This is a genomic window from Caulobacter sp. LARHSG274 (assembly GCF_052871235.1).
Genome location: NZ_JBIXJO010000002.1, coordinates 812755 through 825462 on the forward strand (window position 1 = coordinate 812755; position 12708 = coordinate 825462).

The 12708-nt window shown below is 68.6% G+C and carries 12 protein-coding genes; 10 read left to right on the forward strand and 2 right to left on the reverse strand.

The annotated features are described in order from the left end of the window. The first annotated feature begins 92 nt into the window (after positions 1–92). Both ACIPQB_RS08125 and ACIPQB_RS08130 read left to right on the forward strand, forming a co-directional pair. Positions 93–1454, forward strand: coding sequence for a serine hydrolase domain-containing protein (locus tag ACIPQB_RS08125; protein WP_446484693.1), 1362 nt, complete (start codon positions 93–95; stop codon positions 1452–1454). Between the two features lie 129 nt (positions 1455–1583). Beyond that, positions 1584–1922: a UrcA family protein gene (locus tag ACIPQB_RS08130; RefSeq protein ID WP_446484694.1), complete on the forward strand. Its 339-nt coding sequence runs from the start codon at positions 1584–1586 to the stop codon at positions 1920–1922. Between the two features lie 239 nt (positions 1923–2161). On the opposite strand, the gene ACIPQB_RS08135 is transcribed toward ACIPQB_RS08130, so the two are convergent. Beyond that, the gene (locus ACIPQB_RS08135; RefSeq protein ID WP_446484695.1) at positions 2162–3001 is read right to left on the reverse strand and encodes an ATP-binding protein; all 840 of its coding nucleotides are present in this window, start codon (positions 2999–3001) and stop codon (positions 2162–2164) included. A 119-nt stretch (positions 3002–3120) separates the two neighbouring features. On the opposite strand from ACIPQB_RS08135, the gene yajC reads away from it, so the two are divergent. From yajC to ACIPQB_RS08165, 6 genes are all read left to right on the forward strand, one after another. Further along, entirely contained in the window at positions 3121–3429 is a 309-nt protein-coding gene (yajC, locus tag ACIPQB_RS08140; RefSeq protein WP_446484696.1) for a preprotein translocase subunit YajC, read from the forward strand. A gap of 57 nt (positions 3430–3486) precedes the next feature. Next, positions 3487–5088, forward strand: a complete 1602-nt coding sequence (gene secD / locus ACIPQB_RS08145; protein ID WP_446484697.1) for a protein translocase subunit SecD — start codon at positions 3487–3489, stop codon at positions 5086–5088. A 9-nt stretch (positions 5089–5097) separates the two neighbouring features. Then, positions 5098–6045, forward strand: a complete 948-nt coding sequence (secF, locus tag ACIPQB_RS08150; RefSeq protein ID WP_446484698.1) for a protein translocase subunit SecF — start codon at positions 5098–5100, stop codon at positions 6043–6045. Positions 6046–6047: 2 nt separating this feature from the next. Further along, a complete protein-coding gene (locus tag ACIPQB_RS08155) occupies positions 6048–6401 on the forward strand; it encodes an Mth938-like domain-containing protein (protein WP_446484743.1) in 354 nt (117 codons plus the stop codon). Between the two features lie 89 nt (positions 6402–6490). Further along, positions 6491–7105 carry a urate hydroxylase PuuD gene (locus tag ACIPQB_RS08160; RefSeq protein ID WP_446484699.1) on the forward strand — a complete coding sequence of 205 codons (615 nt, stop codon included), beginning with the start codon at positions 6491–6493 and terminating at the stop codon, positions 7103–7105. 173 nt (positions 7106–7278) lie between these two features. Next, entirely contained in the window at positions 7279–8004 is a 726-nt protein-coding gene (locus ACIPQB_RS08165; protein WP_446484700.1) for a squalene/phytoene synthase family protein, read from the forward strand. Between the two features lie 165 nt (positions 8005–8169). On the opposite strand, the gene ACIPQB_RS08170 is transcribed toward ACIPQB_RS08165, so the two are convergent. Continuing rightward, complete coding sequence (locus ACIPQB_RS08170; protein ID WP_446484701.1) at positions 8170–10287, reverse strand: prolyl oligopeptidase family serine peptidase; 2118 nt, start codon at positions 10285–10287, stop codon at positions 8170–8172. Between the two features lie 290 nt (positions 10288–10577). Between ACIPQB_RS08170 and lpxC the strand changes: the two genes are divergently transcribed. Then, positions 10578–11474, forward strand: coding sequence for a UDP-3-O-acyl-N-acetylglucosamine deacetylase (gene lpxC / locus ACIPQB_RS08175; RefSeq protein ID WP_446484702.1), 897 nt, complete (start codon positions 10578–10580; stop codon positions 11472–11474). Between the two features lie 152 nt (positions 11475–11626). Further along, the gene (locus ACIPQB_RS08180; protein ID WP_446484703.1) at positions 11627–12595 is read left to right on the forward strand and encodes an outer membrane protein assembly factor BamD; all 969 of its coding nucleotides are present in this window, start codon (positions 11627–11629) and stop codon (positions 12593–12595) included. The last annotated feature ends 113 nt before the right edge of the window (positions 12596–12708 follow it).

Consider the following 12708-nt stretch of genomic DNA (forward strand, 5'->3'; position numbering starts at 1 on the left):
GCGCCGCCGGCGGAAGCTGCTGCGTCTTCGCCCTATCCTGACGCGCTTCCACCCCCATCCCCGGCCCTTCCCCCCTCCAGGGGGAAGGGAGCATGAGCCTGGTTCGCAGAGCTTCCGGGGCCCTGGCTGCGCTGCTCGGGCTCACCGCCGCCGGCTCGGTCGCCGCCGCGCCGCTGCCGCGCGCCCGGCCCGAGGCGGTGGGGTTCTCGGTCCAGAAGCTGAAGAAGCTGGACGAGACCCTGCAGGCCCTGGTCGACCAGGGCCAGATCGCCGGCGGCGTCACCCTGCTGGGCCGCCACGGCCGGGTGGTGGCGCTGAACGCCTTCGGCAAGCGCAGCCTGGAGAGCGGCGAGCCGATGCCGGCCGACGCCATCTTCCGCATCCGCTCGGAAACCAAGCCGGTCACCGGGGTGGCGATGCTGATCCTCTACCAGGAGGGCAAGTGGAAGCTGGACGACCCGGTCACCAAGTACGTGCCGGAGTTCGCCAACCTGCGCATCGCCGCGGGCGTCGACGCCGAGGGGCGACCGATCCTGACGCCGGCGACGCGGCCGCCGACCATGCGCGAGCTGATGACCCACACCGCCGGCTTCGCCTATGGCATCGCCGACGATCCGGGCAGCCAGGCCGACCAGGCCTATTACCGGGCCGGGGTGCTGCAGTCGGATTCGCTGCAGCAGATGGTCCAGAAGATCGCCGTCCTGCCGATGTACGCCCAGCCGGGCACAGTCTGGCGCTACAGCGTCGCCGCCGACATCCAGGGCTATATCGTCGAGAAGCTGTCGGGCCAGTCGCTGCCGGTGTTCATGGAGGAGCGGATCTTCGCGCCGTTGGGCATGAAGGACACCGCCTTCTGGGCCCCGTCGGAAAAGTTGCCGCGCCTGGCCGCGGTCTATGACGCCGATCCGGCCACCAGCAAGCTGGTCCCGGCCTCGGAGGGACCCTGGCGCGACGTCACCCGGCCGCCGGCCGCGCCGTCCGGGGGCGGGGGCCTTTTGTCGACCGCCGGCGACTTCGCCCGCTTCGCCCAGATGATCCTCAACGGCGGCGAGCTGGACGGAGTGCGGATCCTGGAGCCGCAGACCGTGGCCCTGATGCGGTTCAACCACTTGCCGGCCAATTTCCAGCTGACCACCAACGGCACCGCCGGGGTGCTGCGGCCCGACCAGAAGCCGTTCCCGTTCGCGGCCGGCATGGGCTATGGCCTCGACGTCGCCGTCGCCGTCGATCCGGCGGCCTCGGGCGCGCCGGTCGGGCCGGGCACGATCAGCTGGGGCGGCAGCGCCGGCACCTGGTTCTGGATCGACCCGGCCAACGACCTGTTCTTCATCGGCATGATCCAGCGCCTGGGCGGGGTGGGCTCGGGCCTCGACGCCACCAGCCGCACCCTGGTCTACCAGGCCCTGGAAAGGCCGCTGGTCAAGGAAGCGAGCCTGGGCTCTTCAACACAGTAGAAGATTACGGTCTCTTCATTCTGTGAATTCGAGGTCATGACGCAGCCGTAACGGGTGTTGTGACCGTCCTGTCGGTATCCCTTCGAAGATCAAGGCGCGAACGGCGTCTCGACGACAGGGGAGATCGACATGGCAAGCTTCATCGCCAGGCTTTCGACGATCGCGGTTCTGGCCCTGGCGGCGGTTCCGGCGGTGGGGCTCAGCCAGGCCGAGGCCGCGCCGCGGACGGCCCGCCCGGCGCCGTTGGCCAGCATCCGGGTCGGCGACCTGGACCTGTCGAGAACCGAGGACGCCCGGATCTTCAAGGCCCGCATCGACGCGGCCGGCGAGGCGGTGTGCGCCGCGCGCATCCGCCAGGAGTCGCTCGACCGCTGGTCGGCCCGGGCCTGCCGGATGGACGTCCAGGACGAGGTGCGCTCCCGCCTCAGCCGCCCGCAGCTGCGGGCGCTGCGCTCGGCGGGCGGGTGAGGGCGGTTACGGCATTCGCCCGCTGAGCTGCCCAACCCAAGAGCCGTTTATCCTCCTTCACCGTCATCCCGGGCCTTGTGCCCGGGACCCATGGTTCAGCTGACGGTGAAGCAAAAATGGCGCGCTTGCGCGCCACACCACCGCCCTTGCGGCGGATGGATGGGTCCCGGGCACAAGGCCCGGGATGACGAGTTGTTGGTGAAGGGGGGGCGCGGAATCACCGATAAACGTCGAACGCCCTAACTCGGCAAGCTCACACCCAACTCCCCGGCCAGGTCACGGATGAACTGCCAGGCCACCCGGCCCGAGCGGGCCCCGCGCAGCTGCGACCATTGCAGGGCGCGGCGGTCGAGGTTCTCCACCTCCAGGCCGAACCGGGCGGCATAGCCGTGGATAGCCGCCAGATAGGTCGGCTGGTCCATGGGCGGGAAGCCGATCCACAGGCCGAAGCGGTCGGAGACGCTCATCTCCTCCTCGGCGTTCTCGGCGGCGGCGATGGCGCCTTGAGTCTCGACATGGTCGCGCGGCATCAGGTGGCGGCGGTTGGAGGTGGCCACGAACAGCACGTTCTCCGGCGGCCCGGCCACGCCGCCCTCCAGCGCCGACTTCAGGGCCTTGGCGGCCGCCGCCCCGTCCTCGAACGACAGGTCGTCGCACAGCACGACGAAGCGCTCCGACCGGGCGCGCAGCACATCAAAGAGCGGGGGCAGGGCGGTGACCTCGTCGCGATCGACCTCGACCAGCTTCAGGGCCGGGTATTCGGCGGCCAGCACCATGAAAGCGGCCTTGGTCAGCGAGCTCTTGCCGGTGCCGCGCACGCCCCACAGCAGCACGTGGTTGCAGGGCAGGCCGAGGGCGAAGCGGCGCAGGTTCTCGACGAAGCGGTCCTTCTGCCGGTCGACGCCGATCAGCAGGTCCAGGGCCATCGGATAGTCGGGGGCGGGAACGAAGCCTCCGCCACCCGGTTCATGTCGGAACAGCCGCGCGGCGTCGAAGGCGGGCGCGGCCGGGGCGGGCGGCGCCAGGCGTTCCAGGGCGTCGGCGATGCGGGCGAGATGGGCGATGGCGGCGTCGTTCATGGCCTGCGTCCTAACCCTGCCGCGGCGTCATTGCAAAAGGGGAGGTGAACGCATAGCTTCCGCCGACTTGGCGGGCCCCCATCCGGGAAGCTTCGCCAGCCAGGATTCGTGGAGTCACCATGCCCGCCGGCCTTCAAGCCCAACTGATCCAATTCGCGCCCATCCTGCTGATGGTCGTGCTGTTCTATTTCATGCTGATCCGGCCGCAACAGCAGCGGGCCAAGGCGCACGCCGCGGCGATCGCCGCCGTCAAGCGCGGCGACAATGTCGTGCTGTCGAACGGCATGCTGGGCAAGGTCGTCCGGGTCGAGGAGACCGAGGTCGGCGTCGAGATCGCCCAGGGCGTCACCGTCAAGGTCGTCAAGAGCATGATCGCCGAGATCCGCGCCAAGGGCGAACCGGCTCCGGCCAACGACCCCAAGAGCTGATTTTCCGACACCGCTGAACACGGGGCGCCCCAGGGCGTCGTCTAGAGCCTGTAATCCATGCTGACCCTCTCCCGCTGGAAAGTCACCGCCGTCATCCTGTCGGTGATCTTCGGCATCGTCTTCACCCTGCCGAACCTGCTGCCGCAGAGGACGCTCGACGCGCTTCCCGGCTGGGTTCCCCACCAGAAGCTGAACCTGGGCCTGGACCTGCAGGGCGGGTCCTACCTGCTCTACGAGGTCGACACCGACGCCCTGCGGGCCGAACGCCTGACCAACATGGTCGAGGACGTGCGGACCTCGCTGCGCAACGACCAGATCCCGTTCAGCGAACTGGGCGAGGCCGGGGGGATCGTGCGGGTGCGGATCACCGACCCGGGCAAGGTGGACCAGGCGGTCAGCCTGCTGCGCCGCTCGGTGGGCGGGCCGCTGCAGGGCTCGCTCAACGGCCGCGACACCACGATCAGCAACAAGGGCGACGGCCGGCTGGAGCTGAGCTTCGTGCCCGAGGCCGCCAACGCCGACGCCGCCAAGGCCGTCAGCCAGTCGATCGAGACCATCCGCCGCCGGATCGACGCCCTGGGCACCAAGGAACCGACCATCACCCGCCAGGGCAACAACCGGATCGTCATCCAGGCGGCCGGCGAAAGCGATCCCGAGCGGCTGCGCAAGGTGATCGGCCAGACCGCCAAGCTGACCTTTCAGATGGTCGACGAGACGGTCTCGGCCGAGGACATGGCCGCCGGCCGCATCCCGCCCGGCGTCGTGGTCATCCCCGGCGCCCAGGTCGGCGCCCCGCCGATCCCGGTGGCCAAGCGCGCCCTGGTGACCGGCGAGGACCTGGTCGACGCCAGCCAGACCTTCGACAGCCAGAGCGGCCAGGCCGTGGTCGCCTTCCGCTTCGGCGGCTCGGGGGCCCGCAAGTTCGGCGACGCCACGGCCCGCAACGTCGGCAAGCGCTTCGCCATCGTGCTCGACGGCAAGTACATCACCGATCCGCGCATCAACGGCCCGATCCCGGGCGGCTCGGGCATCATCACCGGCAACTTCACGCCGGAAAGCGCCAACGAGCTGGCCCTGCTGCTGCGCTCGGGCGCCCTGCCGGCCAAGCTGAACCTCGAGGAACAGCGCACGGTCGGGGCCGAACTCGGCGCCGACGCCGTGCGGGCCGGCACCATCTCGCTGGCCATCGGGGCTGCGGCGATGTTCGTGTTCATCATCCTGGCCTACGGGCTGTTCGGGGTGTTCGCGGCCCTGGCCCTGATCGTCAACGTGCTGATGATCATCGGCATCATGTCGTTCACCCAGGCCACCCTGACCTTCCCCGGCATCGCCGGCCTGATCCTGACCCTGGCGGTGGCGGTCGACGCCAACGTGCTGATCTACGAGCGGATGCGCGACGAGGCGGCGGGAGGGCGAGCCCCGATGTCGGCGGCCGACACCGGCTTCCGACGGGCCATGGTCTCGATCATGGACGCCAACATCACCAGCCTGATCTCGGCCGGGATCATGTTCGGCTTCGGGTCCGGGCCCATCAAGGGCTTCGCCTGGACGCTCTCGATCGGCGTGTTCACCTCGGTGTTCACCGCCATCATCATCACTCAAGTGCTCATCGGCTGGTGGTTCAAGACCGCCCGTCCGAAGAAGCTGCCGATCGCGTAGGTTCACACCATGGTTTGGCCCCTCATCCGCCTGATCCCCCGGCACACCCACTTCCGCTTCGTGAAGTGGGCGCCGGTCGCCGCGGCGATCTCGGCCCTGCTGATCGCGGGATCCTGCGCCTCGTTCTTCACCCAGGGCCTGAACCTGGGGATCGACTTCAAGGGCGGCGTCGCCTTCCGCGTCGCCACGCCTGGCCCGCTGTCGCAAGGCAAGCTGCGCGCCACCCTCGAACAGGGCGGGGCGCACGACCCCCAGGTGCAGCCGTTCGGCGGCAACAACGCCTCGATCGTCCGGTTCCTGCCCAATCCGGGCGAAGCGCCCAGCGCCGCCGCCGACCGCATGGCCGCCAAGGTCATGCAGACCTTCCCCGACGCCAAGATCACCGACCGCTCGGAAGTTGGGCCCAAGGTCTCGGGCGAGCTGCTCGGCTCGGGCTTCAAGGCCCTGGGCATCGCCCTGGTGCTGATGCTGGGCTACATCTGGTTCCGCTTCCAGCTGCAGTTCGGCCTCGGCGCCGTGGTCGCGGTGTTCCACGACATCATCCTGACCCTGGGCCTGCTGTCGGTGCTGCACATCGAGTTCTCGATGACCTCGATCGCCGCCCTGCTGACGGTGATCGGCTATTCGATGAACGAGAAGGTCATCACCTTCGACCGGCTCAAGGAAAACCTGCGCAAGTACAAGACCACGCCGCTGCGCGACATCATCGACCTGTCGGAGAACGAGCGTCTGTCGCGGACGATCATCACCGGCACCACGGCCCTGCTGGCCCTGGGCGGCACGATGTTCTTCGGCGGCCCGGTGCTGTTCCCGCTGGTCTTCACCATGACCTTCGGCATCGTCATCGGCACCTATTCGTCGGTCTATATCGCCCTGCCGTTGATCCTGGTCTGGGGCGCCAAGCGCGGCGACGACGAGGCCACGCCGATCAAGCTCGGCGCCGGCACCCGTCCCTGATGCTGCGCCAGCCGCCATCCATCGACGCCTGGGGCGGCGGGGGCTTTCGGGTCTCGGGCCAGTGGCGGGCGGGTTCGCTGCTGATCCTCGACGACCAGCCGCGGACCTGGGCGGCCAAGGCCCTGGCCGACCTGACCCCCGAGGACTTCGCCGAGGTGCTGGCCGCCGACGGCGCGGTCGAGTTCGTGCTGCTGGGGGGCGGGCTGGTCAACGCCCTGCCGCCGCGCCCGGTGCGCGACGCCCTCAAGGCCGCCGGCGTCGGGCTGGAGTTCATGAGCACCGAGGCCGCCGCCCGCACCTACAACGTCCTGGCCAGCGAGGGCCGCCGGCTGGCGGCGGCGCTGATCGCGGTCTGAGGCGGCCGCAGCGCTCGGAGAACGGCGCTTGCCGAGTTCGCGAACAGGCCTATACCTGAGCCAGGGTTGGCATTTCAGGGGGCTGAACCATGGCCGGACTTCTTTCGAATTTTCGCAACACGATCATCGTCAGCGTCATCCTGGCCCTGGTGATCGCCTTCGGCTTCGGCCATAGCCCGCACGGCTTCGACGGCGCCTATTTCCAGGCGGTGTTCCGCTGGCTGCACGTGCTGTTCGGCATCCTGTGGATCGGGCTGCTGTACTATTTCAACTTCGTGCAGATCCGGGTGATGCCGCAGATCCCGGCCGAGCTGAAGCCCGCGGTCTCCAAGTACATCGCCCCCGAGGCGCTGTTCTGGTTCCGCTGGGCGGCCCTGGCCACCTGGGTGATGGGGGTGATCACCGCCTTCAGCCGCGGCTATCTGGGCGAAGCCGCGACCCTGGGCCTGTGGGGCGGCTATACGCGCGGCGCCGACATGGGCTTCGTGTTCATCGGCCTGGGCATGTGGCTGGGCACCATCATGTTCCTCAACGTCTGGGGCGTGATCTGGCCGAACCAGAAGCGGGCCCTGGGCATCGTCGAGGCCGACGCGGACACTAAGGCCAAGGCCGCCCGGACGGCGATGCTGTTCTCGCGCATCAACACCCTGCTGAGCATCCCGATGCTGGCCTGCATGACCATGTACCAGACGCTGTTCGGCTAAAGATTCCGCTCATCCCGGCGAATGCCGGGACCCAGATCCCAAAGCTTGGAGGCTGATTGGAAGAGCGCCGCGCTTATGGCGTTATCCCCACAGCCTTTCCATCTGGGTCCCGGCATTCGCCGGGATGAGCGGAGATTTGAATGATTGGCCGATGCGGCGCATAAGCCGCGCCCATGACGAGTCCCGAACCCGGCCCCGACACCGATCTCGACGCCCTGGTCCGGCGCGTGGACCCGGACCGCTGGCTGGCCAGCCGGTTCATCGCCGACCCCAAGGCCCGGGCCGACGTCGTGGCCCTCTACGCCTTCAACTACGAGCTGGCCCGGGTGGCCGGCGGCGTCAGCAACGCCCTGATGGGCGAGATCCGCCTGACCTGGTGGCGCGAGGCCATGGAGGAGATCGCCGCCGGCCGGCCGCCGCGCCAGCATCCCACGGTCGAGGCGGCGGCCCGGGCCGGCTATCCGCCCGCGGCCCTGGCCGAGATGGCCGAGGCCCGGATGGCCGATCTCGACCCGGCGCCGTTCGCCGACGAGGGCCAGGTGCTGGCCTATGTCGACGCCACGGCCGGGGCGGTGACCATGCTGGCCGCCTGGCGGCTGGACCCCAAGGCCGATCCCCATGCAGTGAAGAGCGCGGCCCGGGCCTACGGCCTGGCCGGCCTGTGGCGACTGAAGCGGGCCGGGGTCGACCGGCTGCCGGCCGACTGGACCCAGGCCGACCTCCGCAGCCGGGTCCGCGAGGCCCGAATCGCGGCCCGCGACGAGCTGAAGGCCCTGCCGGTCGCGGCCTTCCCCGCCGCCGCCCCCGCGGCCCTGGCGCTCGCCCAGACCGCGCGGGAGCTGGGCGAACTGGAGACCCGGGCCCGACTGACCTGGGCGGTGGCGACGGGGCGGGTCTGAAGGCTTCGGATTCAAGAGCAGGCCACCCCAAAACCCGCTCATCCCGGCGAATGCCGGGACCCAGATCATAAAGCCGGACGGATCCCAGAATCCTGAATGCTCAAGCTGGATCTGGGTCCCGGCATTCGCCGGGATGAGCGGAAGCGGGGGTAACTAAACCTCCCCTTACTTCGCCGGCCCCGTCCACTGGTCCAGCCACTTCAGCACCTCGCCGTGCCACTGCACCGAGTTCTGGGCCTTGAGCACCCAGTGGTTCTCGTTGGGGAAGTACAGCAGCTTGCTGGGCACGCCCTTGCGCTGCAGGGCGGTGAAGGTTCCGATGCCTTCCTCCAGCGGCACGCGATAGTCGTTGCCGCCTTGGACGACCAGTTCGGGCACGCTCCACTGGTCGACATGGTCGGCGGGGTTGAACTTGGAATAGGTCGTGCCGGCCTGGTAGGGAGGGCCGCCGTTCTCCCATTCGCTGAACCACAGCTCCTCGGTCGAATAGCCCATGAAGCGGCTGTCGAAGATGCCGTCATGGTCGACCAGGCACTTCCACGGCTGTTTCCACTGGCTGGCGATCCAGTTGATCATGAAGCCGCCATACGAACCGCCCAGGGCGCAGGCGCGGTCCTGGTCGAGGAAGGGGTACTTGGATAGGGCGAAGGCCCAGCCCTTCTGCAGGTCCTCCAGCGGCCGGTCGCCCCAGTGCTGGCTGATCGCGTCGGTGAAGGCCTGGCCGTAGCCGGTCGAGCCGTGGAAATCGATCATCACCACGGCATAGCCGGCCCCGGCGTAGGTCTGGGCGTTCCAGCGGTAATGGAACAGGTTGCCAAAGCTGCCCTGCGGTCCGCCATGGATCAGGAAGGCGACCGGGTACTTCTTCGAGGCGTCGAAATTGGCCGGCTTGACCACGTAGCCGTGGACGGTCTCGCCGTTCCAGCCGGGGAAGCTGAACTGCTCGGCCTCGCCCATGGCCACGTCCTTGAGCGCCTCGGCGTTGTTATTCGTCAGCTTGACCGGCGCCTCGGCCTTCCTGGTCGTGGACAGGGCGTAGAGCTGGGCCGGGCCCTTCAGGTCGTCCTGGGCGTAGACCAGAGTCCCGCCGCCCAGGCTGAAGCCGCTGACATGGCCCGCGCCGGTCAGGGCGGTGACCTTGCCGGTCTTGACGTCGACCGCGAACAGCCTGGTCTGGCCGACGTCCTCGGCGGTCGTGTAGATCGTCTTGCCGTCGGCGCTCCAGGTGATCGACTGGGCCGAGCGGTCCCAGGCGGGCGAAAGCTCGCGCTCCCTGTAGCCGTTCGGGGCCTTGGCGTCGTAGTCGCGGACCATGATCGCGAAGCGGTCGGCCTCGAAGCCCGGGCGCTTCATGGCCAGGTAGGCGGCGGCCTTGCCATCGGGCGAGAAGCTCGGCTGGGCGTCCCAGGCTTGGTTGGCCGCCGTGCGGTTCTCCGGCTTGGCCGAACCGTCGAGCGGGACCCGCCACAGGTCGTAATTGGTGTTCCAGGCCTCCTCGCGGTCGGCCAGCTTGGCCGAGAACACCACGAACCGGCTGTCCGGCGTGATGGCGAAGTCCTCGTCGCCGCCGAACGGCTTGGTCGGCGCATCGCCGTTGAAGCCGTTCATCAGGGCGACGGGCGCGCCGCTCGCCACGCCTTTGTCGTCGAGCTTGAGGGCGTAGAGGTGGTTCTGGGTCCCGTCGTTCCAGGCGTCCCAGTGGCGGATGAACAGCTTGTCGTAGACCACGCCGGTGGTCTTGACCGCGCCCTTGGCCGCCCGCCGGTCCTTGCTGCAGTCCAGGGTGTCGCAGTCGGGGAACACCGCCTGGGAAATGACGATCGTCCTGCCGTCGGGGGCGATCTTGAAGGCCCCGACGTCGAACGGCGCCTGGGTCACCTGCACCGCGGTCTCGCCGGCGGCGTCGGTGCGATAGACCTGGTCCAGGCCGCCGGTCCGTCCGGAGACGAAATAGATGCCCTGGCCGTCCGGCGACCAGCGGCCGCTCGACGCCCCGCCGTCCGAGACCGCCAGCCGGCGCGGGGCCATCCGCGCCTTCAGGTCGGCGATCCACAGCGACATCGAGGCCTTGTTGGCCGCGTAGTCCATCGTCCGCACGCTGTAGAGCACGTAGCGGCCGTCGGGCGACACGCGCGGATCGCTGATTCGCTCCAGCTGCACCATGTCGCGGGCGGTGAAGCCGCGGCCCCCTTGGTCCGGGGCGGCCAAGGCGGTCGGCGCGACGGCGAAGGCGGCGAGGGACAGGGCGAGGGCGGAGGCGGCGAGGCGCAAGGTCTTGGTCATCGAGGCGGGGTCCAGGGGGCGAGGGCGCCGGAAAGAGGCGCGAGCCTAGCGAGGGCTTGCGCAAGAGGCCAGGGGGAGGGCAGAAGATTGCGCTCCGACTCGCAAGCTCTGCAATGCGGCGTAAAAATGGCTTTGAGGTGCCCAAAAAAGCCATGAAAAACAAACGAGTAGGCAGGTAACAATCGGAAACAGGACTTGCTTTGCCGCGACGCAGCATTGTCCCTAGATGTTAGACGGGGCGAGAAGGCGGTCAATGAACCGCCCCGCTGGTCAAGGTAAGGGTCTCTGTGGTGTCGGCTTCGGCATATTTTCAGCATACGGTCGCAGGACCGGTGATCTTCGCGGGCGTGGGCCTGCACACGGGCTCGCATGTCCGCGTCGCGGTGCGGCCGGCCCCGGTCGAGACCGGCGTCATCTTTGTCCGGACCGATGTCCACGACCGCGACAACCGCGTGCCGGTCAAGCCCGAGGCGGTCTGCCAGACCCAGCTGGGCACGGTGATCAACAACGCCGCCGACGTGCGCGTCTCGACCATCGAGCACCTGATGGCGGCCCTGGCCGCCCTGGCCATCGACAACTGCGTCGTCGAGCTGGACGGTCCCGAAGTGCCGATCATGGACGGCTCGTCCGAGCCCTTCGTGCAGATTCTCGACCGCGCCGGCCGCCGCAAGCAGGAAGCCGCCCGCCGCTATATCGAGATCCTCGCCCCGGTGGTGGTCGAGGACGGCGACAAGCTGGCCAGCCTGACGCCGTCGGACCGTTTCGAGGTCGCCTTCGAGATCGCCTTCGGCAGCAAGGCCATCGGCCGCCAGCGCGTCGACCTGACGGTCGACGAGGAGTCGTTCCGGGCCGAACTGTCCAACTGCCGCACCTTCGGCTTCCTGCGCGACGTCGAGGCCTTGCGGGCCATCGGCCTGGCCCGCGGCGGCTCGATGGAGAACGCCGTGGTCATCGACGGCGACCGCGTGCTCAATCCCGAGGGCTTGCGCCGTCCCGACGAGTTCGTGCGCCACAAGGCGCTGGACGCAGTGGGCGACCTCTATGTCCTGGGCGCGCCGATCATCGGCCGGTTCGAGGGCGTGCTGGCCGGCCACGGCCTGAACAACGCCGTCGTCCGGGCCCTGATCGCCAATCCGCGCGCCTGGCGGATGCGCTCGCATGCGGTGGAGCTGGCCGAAGCCGTCTGAGGCTTCGCGCCCTGCCGATCGCGCTTCGACCTGATTTGGTCAAAAAGCCGATGTCAGTAGAGTTCGGCGGATTCCCCGGGGGATGCGTCTTGGGGCGTATTCCTCGACGGCTCGGCTTCCATTTGCGCCCGCATCGGCGTGGTGTAGAAGCCTTGCACGGCGCAGGGGCGCACGTTTGCTTCGAGGGTGATAAGTCCGTGCTTCGTAATTTCTCGGGACGCCAGGCCGCTACGGTCGCCGCCGCCGTGCTGGTCGCGCTGTCGGTGAACGCCTGCGCCGGCAAGCATAAGAAGCCGTCCCTCGCCTATGAAGAGCGCCCGGTGGAGCTGCTCTATTCGACCGGCGCCGATCGCCTGGACCGCGGCAACTGGAACGAGGCCGTCGACTATTTCCGCGAGGTCGAGCGCCAGCACCCCTATTCGGAATGGTCGCGCCGCTCGATCCTGATGACCGGCTACGCCCACTACATGGGCAACCAGTACAACGAGGCGATCTCGGACGCCGACCGCTTCATCGGCCTGTATCCGGGCAATCCGTCGGCCTCCTACGCCTACTATCTGAAGGCCGTCTGCTATTTCGAGCAGATCGTCGACGTCAACCGCGACCAGGCCGCCACCGAGCAGGCCATGGCCTCCCTGCGCGACGTGGTCCAGCGCTATCCGAACTCGGAATACGCCCAGGACGCCCGGCTGAAGATCGACATGGTCAGCGACCAGCTGGCCGGCAAGGAAATGACCATCGGCCGCTACTACCTGCGCAACGGCCAGACCCTGGCGGCGATCGGCCGGTTCCGCACCGTCATCGACCGCCACCAGACCACTTCGCACACCCCCGAGGCCCTGTACCGTCTGGTCGAGAGCTACCTGACCCTGGGCCTGCTGGACGAGGCCAAGCGCAACGGCGCGGTGCTGGGCTACAACTTCCCGGGCGATCCCTGGTACGCCGAGGCCTACAAGCTCCTGACCAACAACGGCCTCAAGCCCGCCGTCGAGCCGCTGAAGGCCGGCAACAAGAAGAACCTGCTGGACCGGCTGATCCACGACAAGGACGCCACCCTGGCCCCGCCGGGCGAGGCGACCAAGAAGAAAAAGGGCGGCCTCAAGGGCGTCCTGGGCATGTAGCTTCGAGCGGGCCGGTCCTTGTGGATCGGCCCGTTTCGCATTCTTGGCGGCCGCAAAAGCCGGCGAGAACGCCAGGGGAACAACCCCCCTTTGAAAAACCCTGATTCCCGGCG

Bases quoted from the DNA above. Each gene is read 5' to 3' on its own strand.
- ACIPQB_RS08125 (WP_446484693.1), top strand. From the start codon at position 93: ATGAGCCTGGTTCGCAGAGCTTCCGGGGCCCTGGCTGCGCTGCTCGGG.
- ACIPQB_RS08130 (WP_446484694.1), top strand. From the start codon at position 1,584: ATGGCAAGCTTCATCGCCAGGCTTTCGACGATCGCGGTTCTGGCCCTG.
- ACIPQB_RS08135 (WP_446484695.1), bottom strand. From the start codon at position 3,001: ATGAACGACGCCGCCATCGCCCATCTCGCCCGCATCGCCGACGCCCTG.
- yajC (WP_446484696.1), top strand. From the start codon at position 3,121: ATGCCCGCCGGCCTTCAAGCCCAACTGATCCAATTCGCGCCCATCCTG.
- secD (WP_446484697.1), top strand. From the start codon at position 3,487: ATGCTGACCCTCTCCCGCTGGAAAGTCACCGCCGTCATCCTGTCGGTG.
- secF (WP_446484698.1), top strand. From the start codon at position 5,098: ATGGTTTGGCCCCTCATCCGCCTGATCCCCCGGCACACCCACTTCCGC.
- ACIPQB_RS08160 (WP_446484699.1), top strand. From the start codon at position 6,491: ATGGCCGGACTTCTTTCGAATTTTCGCAACACGATCATCGTCAGCGTC.
- ACIPQB_RS08165 (WP_446484700.1), top strand. From the start codon at position 7,279: ATGACGAGTCCCGAACCCGGCCCCGACACCGATCTCGACGCCCTGGTC.
- ACIPQB_RS08170 (WP_446484701.1), bottom strand. From the start codon at position 10,287: ATGACCAAGACCTTGCGCCTCGCCGCCTCCGCCCTCGCCCTGTCCCTC.